The following is a 17,736-nucleotide window of genomic DNA, read 5'->3' as shown; positions in this document are numbered from 1 at the left end:
AGATGAGTAGTTTTGGGTGTTTGGGAAACAGATACGCTAGAAAACAATTTTAATGAGATCACAAAAGAGATTGAAAAGATGAAAGAAATTACAATTAATAAATTTAAAAAGCTAGAAGAGTCTACGGGGCTTACTAAGATAAAGCAATTTCTTCCCCTACATCTGACTTCGTTTAAAGCACGACTTAGTGAAAAGCGAGGCAGTTGGAATAGTCAACCTATTCTAAGAGTTGAGTGGAATGACTATAAAACAGATAAACACATCAAAGAGAAAGGATTGGCAAAAGGTATTTTTTTTGAGGAGAACTGGCATTATGTTTATGTCATCTTCGACGAAAACAAGCAGGATAATTTAGAAAAGATGATTGCCTTCATCAATTCGGTTGCAGACTCAGATTTAGAAAATCATTTGGAAAACGTAAAAAGACAAAAAATCAACGCCTCAACTCAAGAAAAATTATTTAATATCTTTTCTGAAATTGGCATCAGCACGACTTATCATGGTTACAAAACCAGTCGATCCAAAGATACGACTAAAATGAGTTATGAGTTTCCATCTGAGATTAGAAAGCAGATACCAACTCAGTATTCAGAATCTAAACTTGATGACCTAAAGAAATCATTAACAGATCAAGTAAAAAAGATATGGGATAATGAGGTTAATAAAATTAAAGCAGAAAAAGCTGCAAAAGCAAAACAAGAAAAAGAAAAGGAACATAATAAGAAGTTGGCTCTTCTTTTGGCTAAGTATGACATGGAATTAGAAGATACATGGAGCGAACTACTTGATGTAATTGTTAGTAAGAATAAATATCTTAGACTGGCTCATTATCTTGAGGAAAATAGAAACGATTGGAACGATGGGTACGATTTTGCTGAAGGTGGTTTAAGCACCTTTACAATTGAAAGTGAGCTTGATAAGGAAATTGAAGACGACATTACATCTCATATGTATGAAAATTGGAATGGGGATGGTCGGGTGTTCAGAGATTGTAAATATAATTACAGCGTTATTTATGGTATTGCCGCTGAAAGTGACCCTCAGTTGTATAAAGATTATGAGATAGTAAAAGAGCATGTTGATTCAGATCATTAAGATTTCATAAAACAGAAGTTTCATGAAAATAAAAATACATATATTAAAGGAGAATAATAAATGCCAGCACTTTATACTTTAGGGGAGCAATATCGAGTTTTTAATCAGTATGTGGACGCAGCTTGGGACAGTGAGGATCTTACAGAGGATGATTTACAGTCTTATATCGACACTCTTGAATCAATCGAAGATGAAATCAATAGTAAAGTAGAGAATATCACCAAATTTATGAAAAACATTGAGGGAGACATTGAAGCATTTAAGGCAGAAGAGGCTCGACTTGCTAGGAAGCGTAAATACCTGGAGAATAAACATAAGGGTCTTAAAACATATATGCAGAGTGTTCTAGAGGTTAATAATATAGACAAGGTGAATGCCGGAACATTTAAGGTAAGCATACATAAGACAAATCCATCTGTTGGTATTATTGATGAGAAATTAATCCCCGATACATTCAAAATCCCACAAGAGGCAAAACTGGATTCTAAAGCATTGTTGGCAGCACTAAAGAAACTTAAAGATGGAGAGACTATTGACGGTGCAGTACTTGTGACGGATAAAAAACACATTAGAATTAGCTAGAATTATTTAATAAATAAATATATACAGAACAATAAGAAGGTAGTATAATCAACTTGTGAAGAGTTGTTATACTATCTTTTTTTATACATAAAAGTACCCCACATCACGATTAAAAACTGGAGGGGAATGATAGTTAACAATGAAGGATTTATTCGAGATTATTCAAACTCTCAAAGAGGGGGAAGTTGCAGAAGCAAGGCTATCGGAAAATGAATATTGGTACATAAGGAAAAATGAAGACGGATCATTTGTGTATTGTGATGAAGATGGCAGCAGGAACAGCGAGGTCGTTAGGTTAGATCGAGTGGACGTAAAAGCAGTGTATAAAATTCTGAATCGAATTATAGCTTAGATACGAATCAACAAAATACCGAAGAAGGGAGCACATACATAGAGAGTTTTAATGTTAATGGTATTGAAGCAGAAGTAAATCTAAATTCTTGATTAAATTATTCTTTTACTGAATCTCAAAAAAGGGGAGAGATTTATGAATTCCGGCATTAATAATGAAGAATTAGAGCTTGAGGCTTGTCAAGAGTGCGGCGAGATTGAATGTGAATGTCCTCACTGCAAAGTTTGTGGAACAAATTTAAATACCTATAACGAATGCTATTGTATATGAAAGGCACGTTTCATCAGGTTTTGTGGTTAGAAAACACGAGAAAATGAAAGAAAATAAGATATTAAGGGAGATATTAAAATGAGTTGGAATCCAGTTTTGAACTTGGTGATAGAAATAAAAAATACATACTATAAGAAGTTTGGGAACTATGGTTCATATATTTTTGAAGATTGGTTGATTAAACTTAATGAGAATAAATATAATAATATATTTGAATGTTTACAGTTTAACCAATCAGAAGAAATCCTCTTGATTCGCTATGGATTAGCAGAGATGCAAAAAGGAATGTGGGAGGATGTAGATTCTGTTTATAGGGAATGTCGAAGTGTTGTAATTAATCTTAAAGATGAAGAATTGGTGCTAACTCCGTTTAGAAAATTCTTTAACTTAAATGAAGTTGCTGAAAATATGGTCGAAGTTGTTTCTAAGAGTATTCAGGAAGCCAAAAACTTTGAGGTAGCTGACAAACTAGATGGATCAATGCAAAGTGCCAGATGGTACAAAGGCAGAGTGTTTATGTGTGGTAGTATGGCTATTTCAGAAAAAAGTTCTTGGAGACTTGAAGATGGATATTCGATGCTTAATGATAATTATATAAATATGATCAAAGATAATCCGGATTTAACATTCATCTTTGAATACATTTCTATAAAAGACGCCCATGTTGTTATTTATGAAAAATCAAAAGAAGGACTTCATCTAATAGGTATTAGAAATACACTAACGGGAGAGCAGTATAATTATAGCGATGTACTTAAAATGGCTAATAAGTATAATGTGTCTGCTGTTAGTCTAGAATCAATTACTCTTGATGAGATGTTAACAAAGATGAAAGAATTAAAATCTCATGAAAAAGAAGGATGGATTCTAAACATTGACGGTCATTTGATTAAAATGAAATGTGATGATTACGTTAATATTCATAGAATTTTGGATAGTGTATCATCTGTAAATGTAATTATCAGAGCAATTGCCGACAATGAATATGATGATTTGATTTCTAAAATTCCAGAGAAATATAGAGAAAAAACCGAAAAGATTGCCAACTTAATTTTTGATCATGTACATAATATAAATTCACAGATCAATTATCACTACAACTTGGCTCCAAAAGAGAATAAGAAAGAGTTCATGATTTATGTTAGCAATAATGTTCCAGATGGATTGGCGGCGTATGTTAGAGAAAAGTACCTGGGAAGATTGAGCAGCATTCTTAAATCAGAAAATAGGAATATGGTGTCTTATCGCAGATTGAGTGACTTAGGGCTTACTGATAAATACAACTCACTATTTGATGAAGGAGATGAACAAGTTGGCTAAGTTGATAATGCTTGCAGGATTGCCGGGATCAGGTAAGGGGCTTTATGCGGAAGGATTAAGTGTTAATGAAAATGCCAAAATCTTATCTTCAGACAATATTAGGGTTGAATTATGTGGCAATGAGGATTGTCAAGATAAGAATACAGAGGTGTTTGAATTACTTTATAAAAGAGCAAAAGAACACTTAAACAATAATAAAAATGTGGTAATAGATGCAACTAATATAAGTAGTAAAAGAAGAATTCATAATGTAGGTGAGTTTAAAAAACATGTATTGGAATGCCACTACCTAGACACACCATTCGGAATCTGCCTACAAAGAGATAGGAATCGTTCAAGAACAGTTGGTTATGGGGTAATCGATAGAATGTATAAATCTTTACAGGTTCCATCTCTAAATGAGGGATGGAATGATATTAAGTATGTCCACACTCATACTGAAGCAAAAGTTGACTCTCTTAAAGATTACTTTGAATCAGTCATTACTCAAGAATGTAGCTACAGCGAAATGTTCTACGAGGCATTTCAGGGGGCCAAAATATTTGAAAATATCTCTGATTTGCCACAGGATTCGTCTTATCATCGACTAAGTGTAAGCAGACATACCTATCATGTATGGGAACACGTTTTAAATAACTATGAAGGAAAAGAGAAGTTAGTAATGTTGTGGGCGGCATTATTGCATGATATAGGGAAGCTACATTGTAAAGACTTTAGAGAGGGATCAAGATATGCAAACTTCATCGGTCATGAAAATGTTAGCGCTCAACTCGCCTGTAATTTTCTAAGTTGGATAGGATATGAAGATAATTTTGTATCTAAAGTTGTAGAGTTAGTTCAATTTCATATGAAACTGTTGAGTATAGGAGAGAGCGAAAAAGGTATTGAAAAACTGAGAAGATTGGTTGGAGAAGATGTTTTGTTGATGCTAAAAAGTCTTAGAGAAGCTGACGAATTAGCTCATTAAATTCATGATGAAATGCGTGTTGTATTAAGAAAATTTAAAAATAATAAAAAGGATGATAATTAAATGGGTAAATATCAAGAGTCGAGAATTGAAGCGATTGAGTCATATTATATTTATAATAAAGGAATTGTGGATGAAGAAACGGCAAGAGACGATATTGACTTTCTTCTAAAACAAATATTCGGACTAATCTCATCACTCAGCAGAATTGAGAATAGACTCTCGCCATTTTTCGAATGTGAAAAAATTATTGCTGAGTCAAAAGTAAGAGTTAGAGAGAAATAATAAAATAAAGGAGTTAAATAAATGTTCAGTAACGAAATTATTGTAAAAGGAAATTATGTATCTGGAACAATTAAAAAGAACGATGGCAATAAGGATTCATCTCGCCATCCATACATACTGCACAGCGGTTTAAATTTTGGTAGTCGCGGAGGAACAACCTGGACTGCTGATAAGTTGAGAGAGATTATAGTTGAGTTAGAAAATGTGATTATTGAAATGGATAAACAGAATGGAAAACAAGCAAAAGATATCTGTAAGTATTGTACTGGCAGACCATTGGTTGACAGGGAGCCTTTAATGAAAGCACAGCTAAGTGATTATACTGTGTTTATCAATAGCGCCAATTGCCTAGAGGATAGCGTAATTGGTGGAAGTGTGCCACATTCATTATATGGAGTAAAAATAAACTATTGCCCAGTTTGTGGAAGAAAGTTGTGATTTAAAAAGAGAGGAGATTTTTTTACTGAAGAAAAAGACAATGACTTATGAAGAGTGTCATAAAATTATTGATGGAGTAGATCACAAATTATGCAACATATGCATAGAGTGGTTTCCTTGTAATAATGATTTTTACTATTTAAACAGTAAAAATATGATGGATGGACATTATCCTTATTGTAAAAAATGCGGTGTTGAGAAGGCATGTAGAAGACAAAAAGAACAAGGAGAGTTAGCTTTACGATACAGAAAGGATCATTATCAAAAAAATAAGGAGTCTACATTAAAAACAAATAAAAAATGGAGAGATGTAAATAAAGATAAGGTTAAAGATATTATTAAAAAATTCTATGACCAAAATCCAGAAAAACACAAGGAATATCATGATAACCACCATAAACACATAATCGACAATCATGAATGGGATGAGTGCAGAATTTATTTTAATTTCCGTTGTGCTTATTGTGGGAAGACATGGGAACAAAATAAAAAAGAAACAAAGAAGGGTTTACATAAAGAACATGTTGATGATGATGGCGCAAACGACCTGAGCAATTGCGTTCCTGCTTGCAGAGACTGCAATAGTAACAAGTGGTGTTATGATTTTGAGAGTTGGTACTCCGAAGATAACCCAATTTACAGTTTAGATCGAAAGAGAAAGATACTCAAATGGATAAACGAAGATCACAAAAAATACATAATAAATTACGAATATAAATCTTGACGAACTGAACATTTTATGGGAAAAAGGAGTGTAAAAATGAAATATAAACATGGTCTCAGCCAATACCGATTAAACTATGCTAAAGGGTATGCTCAGGGTTTTCTTGAAACCATCAATAAAATTGAATTCATGTTTCAACTATCAGATCAAGGATTGATTGATGAAGAAATTGCAGAAGGATATATCTCCAGGAATATTGATGAGCTTGATAGAAATTGGGAGTATTTCAAAGGCTACTTAGAACAGCGTGATGATATGCGTTAACAGAAGCAAATAGAATAAAAGAAAAGAGTGAAAAAATGAAACAACATATCCTTCCAAAACAAGCATTAGAAATTTCAAAAGAACAGTTTTACGAACTCTTCCCCGAAGGACTTGTAGATCGCAACAACTGGGCCACTTACCATCATAAGAAAATGACTATCGGAAAGATGATTGAAGTTATGTTTAATAAAGGTCACAAAATAACCATTGATAACTGTATACCGTGTTCGGTTAAAGATTATTTGATTGAAAAAGAATACTGTCAGATGAATGTGTGTGATGCACTTTGGGATGCGGTTAAAGGTTGTTTAAAATTGGAGGATACTAAACAGTGAAAATACTTGAGTGTTCATCAAAAGGAGATAAACGTTTCTCTGCATTTTATGCCAAAGTCAAAGCGTGGGGAAGATACGACAGTATCGAAAACCACAAACTTGCCAAACGGTTTGGCGATTTTAAACCTTCGTCATGGAAAGATGCCAAAGGAAAACAACCAACGCATATTGAATTAAATGGGAAACAGTATGAACTTAGATTTCTGTCCCAATGGTATCAAATGTTATGGGTTAATTATCTGGACAACAATCCTGATCTCGTTGAGTATGCTAAGGGGTTTGATGATTTTAATGATATCTTCAAGGGTAAAAGCCTGAATTGCCAGGCCGATGTGGTAAGACAATACATAAAGCAAGGAAGACAATCTTTAGTTGATGAATATCAAGAGCTAATGAATATATTTAAGAAATGAGTAGAGGCGGTGTAATGATTGGTTGATTTCAAATATCTAAATTCTCCTGAAGGTAGAAGAGAAATGGCAGAGAGAATTCAAAAGAAAAAAGAAGAGAGCAGAGCTAAAGAGGAATTAGAAAAGAAGACTATTTGCTTTACTGGCCACCGTCCAAATAAATTGGGCAATTGCTACAGTCTTACAGATGAAAAATCCAAATACATAAGCAAGAAACTTGAACCAATTCTGATTGATTTAATTGAAGAAGAAAGTGTTGAACGCTTCATTTCTGGTGGAGCAATTGGGTTCGATCAGATTGCATTCTGGACTGTTCAAGGATTGAAACGTACATACTATCCTCATATCAAAAATATCGTTGCAGTGCCATTCAAAAATCAGGCATGTAAATGGACTGATAATGAAACACAGGCATGGTATCAAAAGATGATTGATCTTGCCGATGAAGTTATTTATGTAGATGAGTTACCGGAATACAAAGTCGATGGAGTTGCAATTGGCGACTATCATGTGGCTAAGATGCAGAAACGTAACGAGTACATGGTTGATATGAGTCGCATTGCTATTGCTGCATGGGATGGCACAAAAGGTGGAACTGGTAATTGTGTTAGATATGTAAGAAAAACAGGGAAGACATTATACACCGTGAAACCGCAGTATGACTTTGAATTAGATGTCTTGTATGGTATTAATGGATAACCTATTTCAGTGCCTTTGGTTGAACTATTATTTCCATATCTAATCCATCCAATATTTTTATCAAAGTATCGATATTATAATTTTCACCTCTTGTGACTCTATGTATCTGTGGATGTTTCATATCAACTTTTTCTGCGAACTGACGTACAGAATAGTTTCTTGCAGCTAATTCATCTTTTATGGATTTAATAATTTTTAACTTCAAATCTGTGATTAATGTCTGAGTATTATTATTGACTTTTTTCATTTTTGAAATCCAACTCCCTTAATCATGGTTACAAATATATTACCATAGAAGAGTGCTGGATTCAAAATAATCATCATGAAATTGGGCTTTTAAGAAGAAATAAAAAGGAGTAAATATAATGAAGAAAATTAGTAAATCAACTAAACGATCCAAAGATCACACATATAATTTCCCGCCTAAAACAGATAATATATTCCGTATACATATGAAGACTAATTCACAGGGAAATAAAATTATTGTCTGTTTTGAGTTGCCCAACGGTGAACAACATGTGCGTAATTATGGTGATATTCCAAGTCACTCACTTCTTGTACAATACGAGTCACAGGCGTTTGAGTATTATCTTGATGGAGAATATCAAGGACAGTATAAGCTGCTTACAGCAACTCGTGATGGTTTCTCATTTGATAAAACCGAATAGATACATAAACAGCATGATCAACTTAGACCGTCTAATAATAGGCGGTCATTTTGAGTAAATAAATAAAAAGTGCTTGCATTTAATAAATAAATATAATAAAATAATAAGTGTAGAGAAGATGTAATTAGTGGTGAGCAGCAGGAAAATACATATGGTTTGTGGAATATAATATGGGTGGAGGAGATGAGATTGAAGTCAAGAAAATACTCCAGTTTTGATGAAGCTATCAATGATCTGAAAAAATCAGGTGAATTAACATACTTTGGCCGTGAGGGGGTGATGGCTGAAGGGTATGTGTATCAGTATAGATGTAAGGGGATAGTGCGGGTGGTTGTTGTTTATGAGGATGGGAATTTGGTGGTTGTAGGAGAAGATTGATTTCAAACTGAACCAAGGGAGCGGATAGATGTGGGATACGGAGATCAAAGCAAGTATAGAAAGATTTTTGAAGATGCGGGTTGCAAAGTAGTAAAAGATGGCGACTGGTTTTTGATAGACGATTATTACAAGTTGAATATTTCAACTGGATGGATAACCAACTTGAAAACTGATGAAAAAACAAGAGATCCTTATGGATTAGCGAGTGAAATTAAAGAAAATAGAATGTGAAAAGAGCCAATTATATAGAAATGAGGCTAGAGATGAAACTAAAACATTTGCTAATTCTGCTCATTGTTTTTCTGACGGCATGCGGCAAAGACGAACCATACAAATTTGAAGTTGGAGATAAAGTTATTGTAACAGATGTCATTTGGGCTGCTGATACTATTGATAATAGTGATAAACTAATATTGTTAATGCAGGATGAGTCGCTATCAGATGCAGAAATAAATGATATTACTGTGAAAATGATGGATGAGGGGCATATAACTCCATTAAACAAAGGAGAAATATTAAGAGTCGTTAGTATGAAATACGTTGATGAAAATGAAAAAGCTTCTCAAGTTAGAGTTTATTCAGAAGGTTGGAACAAAGAGATGTATGCTGGTTATGCTTATCTTCAAAAAACAGATTGATATTGAGTACAGACATGACGATGATGAAATCTAATGGTTGTAAATCTCTCATACTGAGATAAATCGGAGGTTTTTTATGAATCTTGAATTAGAGTACAAGACAAAAAGAATTCTATCACACGCTAGTCAATTGGCAAATTTGGCTCAGCTAGGTGCGCCCGAGGTACTTATTGAAAATGAGTTGGATATTTTGAAGAAAGTTATCAAAGATTTTGAAGTCAAGCTAGTCATGGACGTTAAGGATATGCAGGGCAATATTAATGTTGCGGATACAAGAGTGCTCGATAACCTGTTTGAAATGTATTATCAAACTCACGACTTTTCTAAAGTTGAGAAGGCATTCATTGATCGAAAGAATACTGAATAATTCTTACTAACTTATAGGAGTGACATAGAATGGATATTAAAAAGTTTAGCGATGAGAAATTGCAAACAGACTACAAAAATGCACAAATTAAAATTTTTGAGATATTGAAAGAATTGGAACAGGAAAAGTATGATGATTACTCTGATCCTATTTTAGCAGATGAGCGTAATGACAAAGGTATCGAAGTAGATGCACTAAATTTCTATAAAAATGAACTTGCCAATGAAATGATGAGACGATTATGCGGCCTGGATGAATAGTTTATTTGACGAAAGTGGCATTTCATGAGAATAAAAGGGAGGATATAATTGGGTATTAAGAACGATTATAGCATAAAAGATGGGGCTGCATTTATCCATGTAACAAGAAAGAATGGTGATAAATTTGATGTTATCATTGACGAAGAGGATTTAGAAATAATTGACGAACTTGATTTTAAAGTTCATGTAAGTTGGCATAGAGATAACCAGCAGTACTATGCTGAAATCTGTCAATACCTAGGAATTATCGAAGGGAAGCCTCGTTACAAGACTCTGTTGATACATAGGCTTGTGACTAAAGCGCACAAAGGGACACATGTAGATCATAAAAATCATGATTCCTTGGATAACAGGAAAGATAATTTAAGAGTTACTGAAGCAAATAAAAACCTAAAACACAGGAAAACAAAAAACACCAATAATAAATCTGGATATAGAAATGTTTGTTGGGAAAAGAATGTGAAAATGTGGATGGTTCAGTTGCAAATAGATGGTAAAAATACTAGGCTTGGGTATTTTGACGATGTTCACGAAGCTGGAAGGTACGCTGAAAAGATGAGAAATACATACTACGGAGATTTTAAGGGCAAAGAATGAGTCTTGATAAAACATACATTTTATGAGGAAATGGAGTGAAAAAGCTATGAATTGCAAACAATGTGGATTTGAAAGTAATCTGTTGGATGAGGTTAGTTACTATGATATCAACGGGAATTCTCATTCGGATGAACAAGATATTGAAAAGAACATCCAGAATCCAGATGCATTAGCTCATGTGTTGTGCTATGAATGCTCTGAGACATATGATTTTAGCAAATAAAATTTTCCTTTTATAAAGAAATGCGAGGTGAAGATATGACAGAAAAACAGGAATGGATTATTAAGTACATCAAGCGCTACGGCCCTGTGGATGTTGCAAATGAGACATTCATTCAGCGATATGTCGAAAAATTCAATTCCGACTCAAAAGACATCGGAAGACAATTGTCTTTGATGTTTAAAATCAATAAACAACTAGAACGTGTTGCTTATGGACTTCCAGCACCTAAAATTGGACAACCCAAATGGGTGTATGTTTATCGATTAATATCAGAATGAAATCTTTCTTTCATCAAAAAAATAGAAAAGGATGAGACAATAATGACAGATAGAGTAAAAGGCTTATATGTGGCTTTAGACGGAGACTATAGAGATGATGATGTACAAGAAATTATCAATGCAATCAAGATGATTAAAGGAGTGCAGGACGTTACTAATAGCGTTGTTGATGGAGACGACTGGATGAATCGTTCAAGAATAGGACTTGAATTTCAAAGAAAAATACTCGATGCTCTGAAAGATTTGAAATAAACTAATCAAAGTTTACTTTCATAGAAAGGGGCGGATAATATTTGCAAAAAGTTGATTTAGTAAGAGATCGCGACACAGGCACCTACTACTTACATAGGATATCCAAAAAGGGCAACCATATATTTCGCAGAGTAGTTGATGGAAGTCAGTGGTATACACAGTTTACTGAACCAATTTTAAAATATAAATGGTCTGACATTCAATTCAGTCGATTTTATGATACACAAGACAGTGAACTTGTTAAATCATATAAAGAAGCTGCAAGCTGTTCATCAAAAATTTTTATAAAAGCTTGATTTCATCAAGAATAGTAGGCTTCAAATAGCGAAGGAAGGTGAAGAGGATGAAAGTAACCGCAGAACAAATCATTGAACATATGAAACAGGTTCATTTTAATCACATTATCCAAACCCCAGGAATGCTAAAGCAGACAGTTGGAGGACTTAACGGTATGGATATGGAGACTTACAACAAGGGGTATACGGACGCACTGGAACAGTTGATTGACTATTTTGGTGATCGCGTTTAGCTTCAAAGTACGAAGATATTGGACGGTGGACGCAAACTATGTTGCTTAAAAAGGAGGATGAAAATGAGTGATATGTATAAGAGCATGTGTGTTCAGCAGGGTTACGTTCCACCTAGATGTAAGTTAGACGGAATGATGGTCTGGCTACTAATTAACGAAGGAAAAGACCCATGCAAGGACTGTAACGAAGATAGAGAAACTTGCAAAGGAAGAAGTCAAGTGTAATGCACAGTCCGAAGATTAGATTCATTTATTTAAATCAAAGGAGGCTAAAAAATGAAAATAATCCGAAACGAAATAGGAAAATATGAGGGTATCCCTTCTTTAAAAGATTTTAGTATTACCGAGATTAACGGAGATGACTATTCGACTATCGCTATGGCATTACATTATAGTACAGAACATTATGAAAATAATAACATGACAGAGCCTGGCACTGTTAATGGAGATACCTATCATCGAATGAAGTTTTTACTTGCAAAAATGACTGACTATAGAAACCATGATCGAACATTCAATGGGGAAACGGTGAGACCTTATTCTGAAACGAAAATACAAATGTAAAATCCTTATAAACACTGGACTTTTTGATCATAAAAAGTTCATAAAAGCCCGATTTCATTAAAATAAGGAGATGGAAGTAATGGGATGGAGTATATATATTAAAACGGACAGAGATATTAAAGAGAATGATGTTAATGATATAATTGAGAATCTACAGGAAACATATTCATATCCTAATGATTTTGGAATAAAGATTAGACAGCAATGGGGATGGATTGCTGCTGTAGACGTAAGTATCCGTGATAAAAATACTGTTATGTTAAGTGGGTCTTATAGTCAATCAGGTGCAATAGCCGAAGAATTCTCAGCGTATTTTCAGGAGCAATTACAAGTTCTTGATTATCAAACAGAGACAAGGTTTAATTGGTGATTAATTATATTAAAAGAGGGGATTGATGATATATGGAAGAAGTTTTCACTTGCCCAAAGTGTCATGCGGTTTACGAAAGAAATGGTCATTACAAAGCAATTCTACAAAATCAAAATATGATAAATGTTATGATGGGAAACAAAGAGTTTGTCGATATGTGTAGTAAATGCAATTCTTTCTTTGCAATGAAGGATTCTGATTTTGAATAATTTAATAAATAAATATATACAAAAACAATATAATGTGTTATGATGAACTTGTGAGACAATACATATGAGGAGATGGATTTGCTAATGGTGAAAATTAAAGGAATGAAGCACGAAGAAATTGTTCAGAATTTGTGTGATATATATGGAAAACTTAAATTTGATACAGAAAATGATCAATTAAAAAGTGACTTTAAAACCCTCAAAGAAACCATCTTGGAGCGCATGAGTTCTTATTCAATCATAGAAAAGATGGAACTTTCTGAGGTACTTACTCTTGAGGATGTTGTGGTAAACAAATATCAAATCAATGAAGTTTTTAATAAGTTAAATGGCTACATTAAACCACATTTGATCAATAGGATGTATGAAAATTCTGAAGCCATTTTTATTGTTATGATGGACAATTCTGGTTCGATGGGAACATTTGAAAAGCATATTGGCAGATCAGTAATCACCTGGAATAAACTTTTTCTTGAGGATAAATACGTGAATGTTGAAACTGAGTATATTGTGCATAGTACTGATGCTAAAAGTGTTGGTGAGAATCAATTCTTTAACGAATCGGAAAGTGGAGGAACTATCGCTTCATCAGCATATGTAAAATGTCTTGAAATAATTAACTCTAAAGATTATAAAAATAAAGATATTTATGTTATGCATGTTTCTGATGGGGATAATTTGACTTCTGATAATCGAAGAGTCGAGAACTATTTGTATGATATTTTGCATAAGGTTGTTCAGTTTCAATATATTGAGCCGAATCAATATAACAGAACAAGCACTTTGATGAGTTGCTTTAGAAATATTGACAACGAGAAATTTATCAAAACAGTGATTAAAGATAAGAGTCACGTGATGAGAGCAATTCAAAATGCATTTACAACTTTTGAATAACTACATAAAAGTTCTGTTTTATCAAAACAAGAGAGGAAGATTATTATGAGTAATGTAGACAAAATCAGTAATTGGATCTCCAAACAAATCACATTAGGAAAAACTGATGACGAATTGAATGGGAAAGTGTTTTATGATGGCAATGATTCATATGTAATCAAGAAGACTCGTAAGAGTGGTGTGTTCGATATGAAATGTACTTTTGGTGGAGCTGTAGATTTGAACACGATTTAATAGGAGTAAATATATGAAAACCAAATATAGAGGTTTTGAAATTGATGTCAGTCGTGAAAAGTGTCTTGGTGGATGGAGTACGCTTTATTACTCTGTTTATACTCCAACGGGATATGAATTAGTTTGTGGCTTTGAAGATTCAGACGAAAAAGTAGGAAATATGGTCAAACAAATGAAAGAAGTTGTTGATGACTATATTAAGAATCCACAGAACTATGAGGAGGAATGATGATTAATTGAAGAAAATTGAAATTGAATTAACTGATCAGCAAGAACAGTTTCTAAAACTGTTCGCTGAGAAACAGTATCCAGGAGCCGATGATAATGTCTGTACATGCAACGCCATCCATGCGGTGGAAACATATCGGCCTCATTATATCCCGTATCATGAAGATCAGACGGATTATTTTGATCATTTGCCTCTTAAATTCACAACGGATTACGACTATGAAGTTTGGCACAACTCAGAGGTAGAAGCTGTTCAAGATTGGTTTGAGGGAAGAGAGGAAGGCCCACCGTTTGAAATCAAACCATTAAGTGAGATGGAGTATGAAACATTTGAAGTGAATGACGATGAGATATTTGTAATGAATTATTCCGACTATTTTAAAGTTTACGGTATTGAGTGGTATGCGGCCTCATGGATTCAAGAAAATTACGAACCAGTTGCATTCTTCTTTATTCTAGATGAAGCAAAACGATACATAAAATATCAGGGACATAATTTAACTAAGCCAAGAACTTATACATATTCAAGTGGATATTCAAATAACGGAGATTTCAACCATTTTAGAGATTTGCTGTTGAACATGGGAGATAAATTGAACAAGGATGATAACAATGAGAAAGGGGATAACGATGAAAACTCAAAGAATACTTGACGAAGAAGAACTCGATGATTTGTCAGAAATGTGGAACTCCGTATCTGACTTTATGCCAGTTAGAAACCATACATGGGCTTTAATTTACAGGTTAACTAGCAATGGAGAATATGAGGTGGTTGAGTTTTTTATTGATTTTGAAAAGACATTGAAAAATGAAGAGCCTGAGTATTTAACACCTGAAAGGAAACATGGTGTTTTTGCAACGAAAGAATTTGCTCAATTCTACATCAACTCTGTTTACATGATACAGCATATTGTTGCTCCTGATTCAGATGTTGAATAACCGAATGAATCCCTCATTTCATAAAGATTTAAAAGTAAAAATATATAGGGAAAGGAAAGTGAAATCAATGACAAGTATTAATGATCTTTGTATGGTTAGAGATTGCATTCATAACAATGGTATGGGAACATGTTTTATTAATAATGGTTTGAATTTTAATACATATGAAGAAATTCCAAGTGAAGAACTTAAAAATCAAGCACTAGAACCATGTAATGAATATGCATTAGATAAGGAGAATCAATAATTTGAGCAAACAATTGCTTGGAAATCTTGAGTTAAATCGCATTTACCAATTCGATTGTCTTCAGGGGTTAAAATTATTACCTGATAAATGCATCAATACTTGCGTCACATCACCTCCCTATTGGGGATTGAGAGATTATGGGGTAGACGGGCAACTTGGTTTAGAAGATTCTCCAGACACATATGTGGAATCTTTGCTGCAAGTGTTTGAAGAGGTTGAGCGAGTACTAAGAGACGATGGAACATTGTGGGTAAATTTAGGTGATACATATGTTAGGCGACCTCAAAAAACATCGAATCCTGATAAAAACTCGGGGTTTCAAAAAGGTCAAACTTCTGAATCTGCGCGAGATAAAAGAAAAATACCCGAAGGCTTAAAAATAAAAGATATGGTCGGTATTCCTTGGAGAGTTGCCTTTGCACTTCAAGCGACGGGATGGTACTTAAGATCAGACATAATTTGGCAAAAGAGAAATTTCACTCCCGAAAATGTACCTGACAGACCAACGAAAGCACATGAATACATATTCTTGTTATCAAAAAACAAAAAATATTACTATGATGCTGAGTCGGTAATGGAAGATACTGTAGACGGGTTGGGTAAAAGAAGAAGAAGATCGGTTTGGACGGTTTCGTCTTCTACATTTAAAGGAGCGCATTTTGCAACATTTCCAGAAGAATTGATTACCCCATGTATATTAAGTGGATGTCCAGAAAATGGAGTGGTTTTAGATCCTTTTATGGGCGCAGGAACAACTGCATTGGTAGCTGCTAAAAATGATAGAAATTTTATAGGATTTGAATTAAACCACGAATACATAGAAATTGCAAACAAAAGATTAGAACATATTTCATCATAAATGAGGTATTTTATCAGGTCGTTAAAAAGGAGACAAAAATGAAAATTAATTACGTTTTTCTAGAGCCATTAGATAATTATTATCGGAGACTAGATTGTAACCTTCCAGTAATCACTGGATTAGTTCATGTGGAAAATCATTATGGCATAGAAAACATTTGCTATGAAGTTACATATGAAGATGGATTCAAGGATTATGTACCAATAAGCGATGTTAATGATGGATCGTATAAATTGGTAGTCCAATAAGACAGAGGAGGAATTTAATAATGGATTATATTTTATTTTACAATTACGAAGATGGAACAAAGGTATTTGGATACTACGATGATTACGAAGAAGCAGAAGAAGACTATAATGATGCAGTAGAACATTACAAGAAACATAATGTTGCCGTTGAAGTTGGATTTGCGGAGATTCAGAAGGTTGAATCATTTAACTGGCCTGAATAAAATAAATATATGGAACAGAAGGTGTTAAATTGAATAGTCCTATTAAATGGCGTGGAGGCAAAAGAAATTTGAGAAAAGAGATTATTGAAATGATTCCAGAACATCATTGCTATGTCGAACCTTTTGCTGGAGGACTATGGGTGTTATTCGGTAAAGATAAGAGTAAAACAGAGGTAATCAACGATATTGATAAGAATCTAATTAACTTTTATAGTGTTTTAAAGAATAATTATAATGAATTTATTAAAAAGTTTAATACATATTTAGTAAGTAGAGATGAATTTGAATACCTTAAGAATGCCGATGAGGAAGAAATGGATGAATTGATGCTTGCCTATAAGTTTTTCTATATTAATAAAAATAGTTTCGGCGGAGACATGTCATCGTTCAATTCATACTATCGCGATACGCCTTATATGAACGACTCTGCACTAAAACTATTAAAGAAAGCACACGAGCGACTAAAAACTGTATGGGTGGAGAATCGTGATTATACTGAAATCATTAAAAAATTTGATAAACCTGATTCCTTCTTCTTCTTTGACCCTCCATATTACGAAACAAACAACGGAAGCTATAAGAACGGTAAAAATATTGACTTTGAAGTATTACAACAGCAATTAAAAAGCATCAAGGGAAAATTTTTATTAACGGTTAACGACAATACATATATTAGAGAGTTGATGAAAGACTTTTATATCAATGAAGTTGAGGTTCAATATAATATGTCAAAAGACGCAAGTGGGAGAGGCAAGTTTGGTGAATTAATTGTTACTAATTATGAAGTTGCGATTTAATAGAATGGAGATG

At 33.6% G+C, this 17,736-nt stretch carries 36 protein-coding genes; 35 read left to right on the top strand and 1 reads right to left on the bottom strand.

Going from position 1 to position 17,736, the window contains the following annotated elements; all coding sequences use genetic code 11:
* Nucleotides 1–12: 12 nt before the first annotated feature.
* From JRJ22_RS19465 to JRJ22_RS19410, 12 genes are all read left to right on the top strand, one after another.
* Nucleotides 13–1,095 carry a hypothetical protein gene (locus tag JRJ22_RS19465; protein ID WP_206101077.1) on the top strand — a complete coding sequence of 361 codons (1,083 nt, stop codon included), beginning with the start codon at nt 13–15 and terminating at the stop codon, nt 1,093–1,095.
* 60 nt (nt 1,096–1,155) lie between these two features.
* Entirely contained in the window at nt 1,156–1,677 is a 522-nt protein-coding gene (locus JRJ22_RS19460) for a siphovirus Gp157 family protein (RefSeq protein ID WP_206101076.1), read from the top strand.
* 139 nt (nt 1,678–1,816) lie between these two features.
* Nucleotides 1,817–2,029 carry a hypothetical protein gene (locus JRJ22_RS19455; RefSeq protein ID WP_206101075.1) on the top strand — a complete coding sequence of 71 codons (213 nt, stop codon included), beginning with the start codon at nt 1,817–1,819 and terminating at the stop codon, nt 2,027–2,029.
* A 348-nt stretch (nt 2,030–2,377) separates the two neighbouring features.
* Nucleotides 2,378–3,619, top strand: a complete 1,242-nt coding sequence (locus JRJ22_RS19450; protein WP_206101074.1) for an RNA ligase — start codon at nt 2,378–2,380, stop codon at nt 3,617–3,619.
* Nucleotides 3,612–4,586 carry an AAA family ATPase gene (locus JRJ22_RS19445; RefSeq protein ID WP_206101073.1) on the top strand — a complete coding sequence of 325 codons (975 nt, stop codon included), beginning with the start codon at nt 3,612–3,614 and terminating at the stop codon, nt 4,584–4,586. Before JRJ22_RS19450 ends, JRJ22_RS19445 begins: the two co-directional genes overlap by 8 nt.
* A gap of 63 nt (nt 4,587–4,649) precedes the next feature.
* Nucleotides 4,650–4,871: a hypothetical protein gene (locus JRJ22_RS19440; RefSeq protein ID WP_206101072.1), complete on the top strand. Its 222-nt coding sequence runs from the start codon at nt 4,650–4,652 to the stop codon at nt 4,869–4,871.
* 21 nt (nt 4,872–4,892) lie between these two features.
* Complete coding sequence (locus tag JRJ22_RS19435) at nt 4,893–5,309, top strand: hypothetical protein (protein WP_206101071.1); 417 nt, start codon at nt 4,893–4,895, stop codon at nt 5,307–5,309.
* 40 nt (nt 5,310–5,349) lie between these two features.
* Nucleotides 5,350–6,033 carry an HNH endonuclease gene (locus tag JRJ22_RS19430; protein WP_206101070.1) on the top strand — a complete coding sequence of 228 codons (684 nt, stop codon included), beginning with the start codon at nt 5,350–5,352 and terminating at the stop codon, nt 6,031–6,033.
* Between the two features lie 36 nt (nt 6,034–6,069).
* The gene (locus tag JRJ22_RS19425; protein WP_206101069.1) at nt 6,070–6,297 is read left to right on the top strand and encodes a hypothetical protein; all 228 of its coding nucleotides are present in this window, start codon (nt 6,070–6,072) and stop codon (nt 6,295–6,297) included.
* 35 nt (nt 6,298–6,332) lie between these two features.
* On the top strand, nt 6,333–6,632 hold the full coding sequence (locus JRJ22_RS19420) for a hypothetical protein (protein ID WP_206101068.1): 300 nt from the start codon (nt 6,333–6,335) through the stop codon (nt 6,630–6,632).
* Complete coding sequence (locus tag JRJ22_RS19415) at nt 6,629–7,045, top strand: DarT1-associated NADAR antitoxin family protein (protein ID WP_206101067.1); 417 nt, start codon at nt 6,629–6,631, stop codon at nt 7,043–7,045. The genes JRJ22_RS19420 and JRJ22_RS19415 overlap by 4 nt, the downstream gene beginning before the upstream one ends.
* 18 nt (nt 7,046–7,063) lie before the next feature.
* The gene (locus tag JRJ22_RS19410) at nt 7,064–7,741 is read left to right on the top strand and encodes an SLOG family protein (protein ID WP_232380895.1); all 678 of its coding nucleotides are present in this window, start codon (nt 7,064–7,066) and stop codon (nt 7,739–7,741) included.
* Between the two features lies 1 nt (nt 7,742).
* Here JRJ22_RS19410 and JRJ22_RS19405 read toward each other — a convergent pair whose 3' ends face one another.
* The gene (locus JRJ22_RS19405) at nt 7,743–7,988 is read right to left on the bottom strand and encodes a helix-turn-helix domain-containing protein (protein ID WP_206101066.1); all 246 of its coding nucleotides are present in this window, start codon (nt 7,986–7,988) and stop codon (nt 7,743–7,745) included.
* A gap of 118 nt (nt 7,989–8,106) precedes the next feature.
* Between JRJ22_RS19405 and JRJ22_RS19400 the strand changes: the two genes are divergently transcribed.
* From JRJ22_RS19400 to JRJ22_RS19290, 23 genes are all read left to right on the top strand, one after another.
* A complete protein-coding gene (locus JRJ22_RS19400; protein ID WP_206101065.1) occupies nt 8,107–8,409 on the top strand; it encodes a hypothetical protein in 303 nt (100 codons plus the stop codon).
* Nucleotides 8,410–8,598: 189 nt separating this feature from the next.
* A complete protein-coding gene (locus tag JRJ22_RS19395) occupies nt 8,599–8,787 on the top strand; it encodes a hypothetical protein (protein ID WP_206101064.1) in 189 nt (62 codons plus the stop codon).
* A gap of 30 nt (nt 8,788–8,817) precedes the next feature.
* Complete coding sequence (locus tag JRJ22_RS19390) at nt 8,818–9,018, top strand: hypothetical protein (protein WP_206101063.1); 201 nt, start codon at nt 8,818–8,820, stop codon at nt 9,016–9,018.
* 32 nt (nt 9,019–9,050) lie between these two features.
* Nucleotides 9,051–9,425: a hypothetical protein gene (locus JRJ22_RS19385; protein WP_206101062.1), complete on the top strand. Its 375-nt coding sequence runs from the start codon at nt 9,051–9,053 to the stop codon at nt 9,423–9,425.
* A gap of 76 nt (nt 9,426–9,501) precedes the next feature.
* Nucleotides 9,502–9,792: a hypothetical protein gene (locus JRJ22_RS19380; protein ID WP_206101061.1), complete on the top strand. Its 291-nt coding sequence runs from the start codon at nt 9,502–9,504 to the stop codon at nt 9,790–9,792.
* Between the two features lie 29 nt (nt 9,793–9,821).
* Nucleotides 9,822–10,052, top strand: coding sequence for a hypothetical protein (locus JRJ22_RS19375; protein WP_206101060.1), 231 nt, complete (start codon nt 9,822–9,824; stop codon nt 10,050–10,052).
* Nucleotides 10,053–10,100: 48 nt separating this feature from the next.
* Nucleotides 10,101–10,649, top strand: coding sequence for an HNH endonuclease (locus JRJ22_RS19370; RefSeq protein ID WP_206101059.1), 549 nt, complete (start codon nt 10,101–10,103; stop codon nt 10,647–10,649).
* A gap of 258 nt (nt 10,650–10,907) precedes the next feature.
* Nucleotides 10,908–11,150, top strand: coding sequence for a hypothetical protein (locus JRJ22_RS19365; RefSeq protein WP_206101058.1), 243 nt, complete (start codon nt 10,908–10,910; stop codon nt 11,148–11,150).
* Between the two features lie 42 nt (nt 11,151–11,192).
* Nucleotides 11,193–11,402, top strand: coding sequence for a hypothetical protein (locus JRJ22_RS19360; RefSeq protein WP_206101057.1), 210 nt, complete (start codon nt 11,193–11,195; stop codon nt 11,400–11,402).
* A 41-nt stretch (nt 11,403–11,443) separates the two neighbouring features.
* Nucleotides 11,444–11,698, top strand: coding sequence for a hypothetical protein (locus JRJ22_RS19355; protein WP_206101056.1), 255 nt, complete (start codon nt 11,444–11,446; stop codon nt 11,696–11,698).
* Between the two features lie 47 nt (nt 11,699–11,745).
* Nucleotides 11,746–11,931: a hypothetical protein gene (locus JRJ22_RS19350; protein WP_206101055.1), complete on the top strand. Its 186-nt coding sequence runs from the start codon at nt 11,746–11,748 to the stop codon at nt 11,929–11,931.
* Nucleotides 11,932–12,207: 276 nt separating this feature from the next.
* The gene (locus JRJ22_RS19345; RefSeq protein ID WP_206101054.1) at nt 12,208–12,495 is read left to right on the top strand and encodes a hypothetical protein; all 288 of its coding nucleotides are present in this window, start codon (nt 12,208–12,210) and stop codon (nt 12,493–12,495) included.
* Nucleotides 12,496–12,574: 79 nt separating this feature from the next.
* On the top strand, nt 12,575–12,865 hold the full coding sequence (locus tag JRJ22_RS19340) for a hypothetical protein (RefSeq protein ID WP_206101053.1): 291 nt from the start codon (nt 12,575–12,577) through the stop codon (nt 12,863–12,865).
* A gap of 32 nt (nt 12,866–12,897) precedes the next feature.
* Complete coding sequence (locus JRJ22_RS19335; RefSeq protein ID WP_206101052.1) at nt 12,898–13,074, top strand: hypothetical protein; 177 nt, start codon at nt 12,898–12,900, stop codon at nt 13,072–13,074.
* An 84-nt stretch (nt 13,075–13,158) separates the two neighbouring features.
* Entirely contained in the window at nt 13,159–13,968 is an 810-nt protein-coding gene (locus tag JRJ22_RS19330; RefSeq protein WP_206101051.1) for a DUF444 family protein, read from the top strand.
* A 45-nt stretch (nt 13,969–14,013) separates the two neighbouring features.
* Complete coding sequence (locus tag JRJ22_RS19325) at nt 14,014–14,202, top strand: hypothetical protein (protein ID WP_206101050.1); 189 nt, start codon at nt 14,014–14,016, stop codon at nt 14,200–14,202.
* Nucleotides 14,203–14,215: 13 nt separating this feature from the next.
* Nucleotides 14,216–14,431 carry a hypothetical protein gene (locus JRJ22_RS19320; RefSeq protein WP_206101049.1) on the top strand — a complete coding sequence of 72 codons (216 nt, stop codon included), beginning with the start codon at nt 14,216–14,218 and terminating at the stop codon, nt 14,429–14,431.
* 7 nt (nt 14,432–14,438) lie between these two features.
* The gene (locus JRJ22_RS19315; RefSeq protein WP_206101048.1) at nt 14,439–15,083 is read left to right on the top strand and encodes a hypothetical protein; all 645 of its coding nucleotides are present in this window, start codon (nt 14,439–14,441) and stop codon (nt 15,081–15,083) included.
* A complete protein-coding gene (locus tag JRJ22_RS19310) occupies nt 15,061–15,369 on the top strand; it encodes a hypothetical protein (protein WP_206101047.1) in 309 nt (102 codons plus the stop codon). The genes JRJ22_RS19315 and JRJ22_RS19310 overlap by 23 nt, the downstream gene beginning before the upstream one ends.
* A 67-nt stretch (nt 15,370–15,436) precedes the next feature.
* The gene (locus JRJ22_RS19305; RefSeq protein ID WP_206101046.1) at nt 15,437–15,616 is read left to right on the top strand and encodes a hypothetical protein; all 180 of its coding nucleotides are present in this window, start codon (nt 15,437–15,439) and stop codon (nt 15,614–15,616) included.
* A gap of 1 nt (nt 15,617) precedes the next feature.
* Nucleotides 15,618–16,475 carry a DNA-methyltransferase gene (locus tag JRJ22_RS19300; protein WP_408637842.1) on the top strand — a complete coding sequence of 286 codons (858 nt, stop codon included), beginning with the start codon at nt 15,618–15,620 and terminating at the stop codon, nt 16,473–16,475.
* A gap of 268 nt (nt 16,476–16,743) precedes the next feature.
* Nucleotides 16,744–16,926 carry a hypothetical protein gene (locus JRJ22_RS19295; RefSeq protein ID WP_206101045.1) on the top strand — a complete coding sequence of 61 codons (183 nt, stop codon included), beginning with the start codon at nt 16,744–16,746 and terminating at the stop codon, nt 16,924–16,926.
* A 29-nt stretch (nt 16,927–16,955) separates the two neighbouring features.
* Entirely contained in the window at nt 16,956–17,723 is a 768-nt protein-coding gene (locus tag JRJ22_RS19290) for a DNA adenine methylase (RefSeq protein ID WP_332461339.1), read from the top strand.
* Nucleotides 17,724–17,736: the final 13 nt, after the last annotated feature.

The sequence above is a fragment of the Paenibacillus tianjinensis genome (assembly GCF_017086365.1).
Taxonomy (GTDB): Bacteria; Bacillota; Bacilli; order Paenibacillales; family Paenibacillaceae; genus Paenibacillus_AQ; species Paenibacillus_AQ tianjinensis.
The sequence above is the reverse complement of the archived record's forward strand: the minus strand, read 5'-3'. Positions and strand labels throughout refer to the sequence as shown.

Bases quoted from the DNA above. Each gene is read 5' to 3' on its own strand.
- JRJ22_RS19405 (WP_206101066.1), bottom strand. From the start codon at position 7,988: ATGAAAAAAGTCAATAATAATACTCAGACATTAATCACAGATTTGAAG.
- JRJ22_RS19420 (WP_206101068.1), top strand. From the start codon at position 6,333: ATGAAACAACATATCCTTCCAAAACAAGCATTAGAAATTTCAAAAGAA.
- JRJ22_RS19295 (WP_206101045.1), top strand. From the start codon at position 16,744: ATGGATTATATTTTATTTTACAATTACGAAGATGGAACAAAGGTATTT.
- JRJ22_RS19305 (WP_206101046.1), top strand. From the start codon at position 15,437: ATGACAAGTATTAATGATCTTTGTATGGTTAGAGATTGCATTCATAAC.
- JRJ22_RS19365 (WP_206101058.1), top strand. From the start codon at position 10,908: ATGACAGAAAAACAGGAATGGATTATTAAGTACATCAAGCGCTACGGC.
- JRJ22_RS19320 (WP_206101049.1), top strand. From the start codon at position 14,216: ATGAAAACCAAATATAGAGGTTTTGAAATTGATGTCAGTCGTGAAAAG.
- JRJ22_RS19350 (WP_206101055.1), top strand. From the start codon at position 11,746: ATGAAAGTAACCGCAGAACAAATCATTGAACATATGAAACAGGTTCAT.
- JRJ22_RS19330 (WP_206101051.1), top strand. From the start codon at position 13,159: ATGGTGAAAATTAAAGGAATGAAGCACGAAGAAATTGTTCAGAATTTG.
- JRJ22_RS19345 (WP_206101054.1), top strand. From the start codon at position 12,208: ATGAAAATAATCCGAAACGAAATAGGAAAATATGAGGGTATCCCTTCT.
- JRJ22_RS19325 (WP_206101050.1), top strand. From the start codon at position 14,014: ATGAGTAATGTAGACAAAATCAGTAATTGGATCTCCAAACAAATCACA.
- JRJ22_RS19455 (WP_206101075.1), top strand. From the start codon at position 1,817: ATGAAGGATTTATTCGAGATTATTCAAACTCTCAAAGAGGGGGAAGTT.
- JRJ22_RS19380 (WP_206101061.1), top strand. From the start codon at position 9,502: ATGAATCTTGAATTAGAGTACAAGACAAAAAGAATTCTATCACACGCT.
- JRJ22_RS19400 (WP_206101065.1), top strand. From the start codon at position 8,107: ATGAAGAAAATTAGTAAATCAACTAAACGATCCAAAGATCACACATAT.
- JRJ22_RS19375 (WP_206101060.1), top strand. From the start codon at position 9,822: ATGGATATTAAAAAGTTTAGCGATGAGAAATTGCAAACAGACTACAAA.
- JRJ22_RS19440 (WP_206101072.1), top strand. From the start codon at position 4,650: ATGGGTAAATATCAAGAGTCGAGAATTGAAGCGATTGAGTCATATTAT.
- JRJ22_RS19450 (WP_206101074.1), top strand. From the start codon at position 2,378: ATGAGTTGGAATCCAGTTTTGAACTTGGTGATAGAAATAAAAAATACA.
- JRJ22_RS19340 (WP_206101053.1), top strand. From the start codon at position 12,575: ATGGGATGGAGTATATATATTAAAACGGACAGAGATATTAAAGAGAAT.
- JRJ22_RS19385 (WP_206101062.1), top strand. From the start codon at position 9,051: ATGAAACTAAAACATTTGCTAATTCTGCTCATTGTTTTTCTGACGGCA.
- JRJ22_RS19335 (WP_206101052.1), top strand. From the start codon at position 12,898: ATGGAAGAAGTTTTCACTTGCCCAAAGTGTCATGCGGTTTACGAAAGA.
- JRJ22_RS19310 (WP_206101047.1), top strand. From the start codon at position 15,061: ATGAAAACTCAAAGAATACTTGACGAAGAAGAACTCGATGATTTGTCA.
- JRJ22_RS19360 (WP_206101057.1), top strand. From the start codon at position 11,193: ATGACAGATAGAGTAAAAGGCTTATATGTGGCTTTAGACGGAGACTAT.
- JRJ22_RS19435 (WP_206101071.1), top strand. From the start codon at position 4,893: ATGTTCAGTAACGAAATTATTGTAAAAGGAAATTATGTATCTGGAACA.
- JRJ22_RS19425 (WP_206101069.1), top strand. From the start codon at position 6,070: ATGAAATATAAACATGGTCTCAGCCAATACCGATTAAACTATGCTAAA.
- JRJ22_RS19430 (WP_206101070.1), top strand. From the start codon at position 5,350: ATGACTTATGAAGAGTGTCATAAAATTATTGATGGAGTAGATCACAAA.
- JRJ22_RS19460 (WP_206101076.1), top strand. From the start codon at position 1,156: ATGCCAGCACTTTATACTTTAGGGGAGCAATATCGAGTTTTTAATCAG.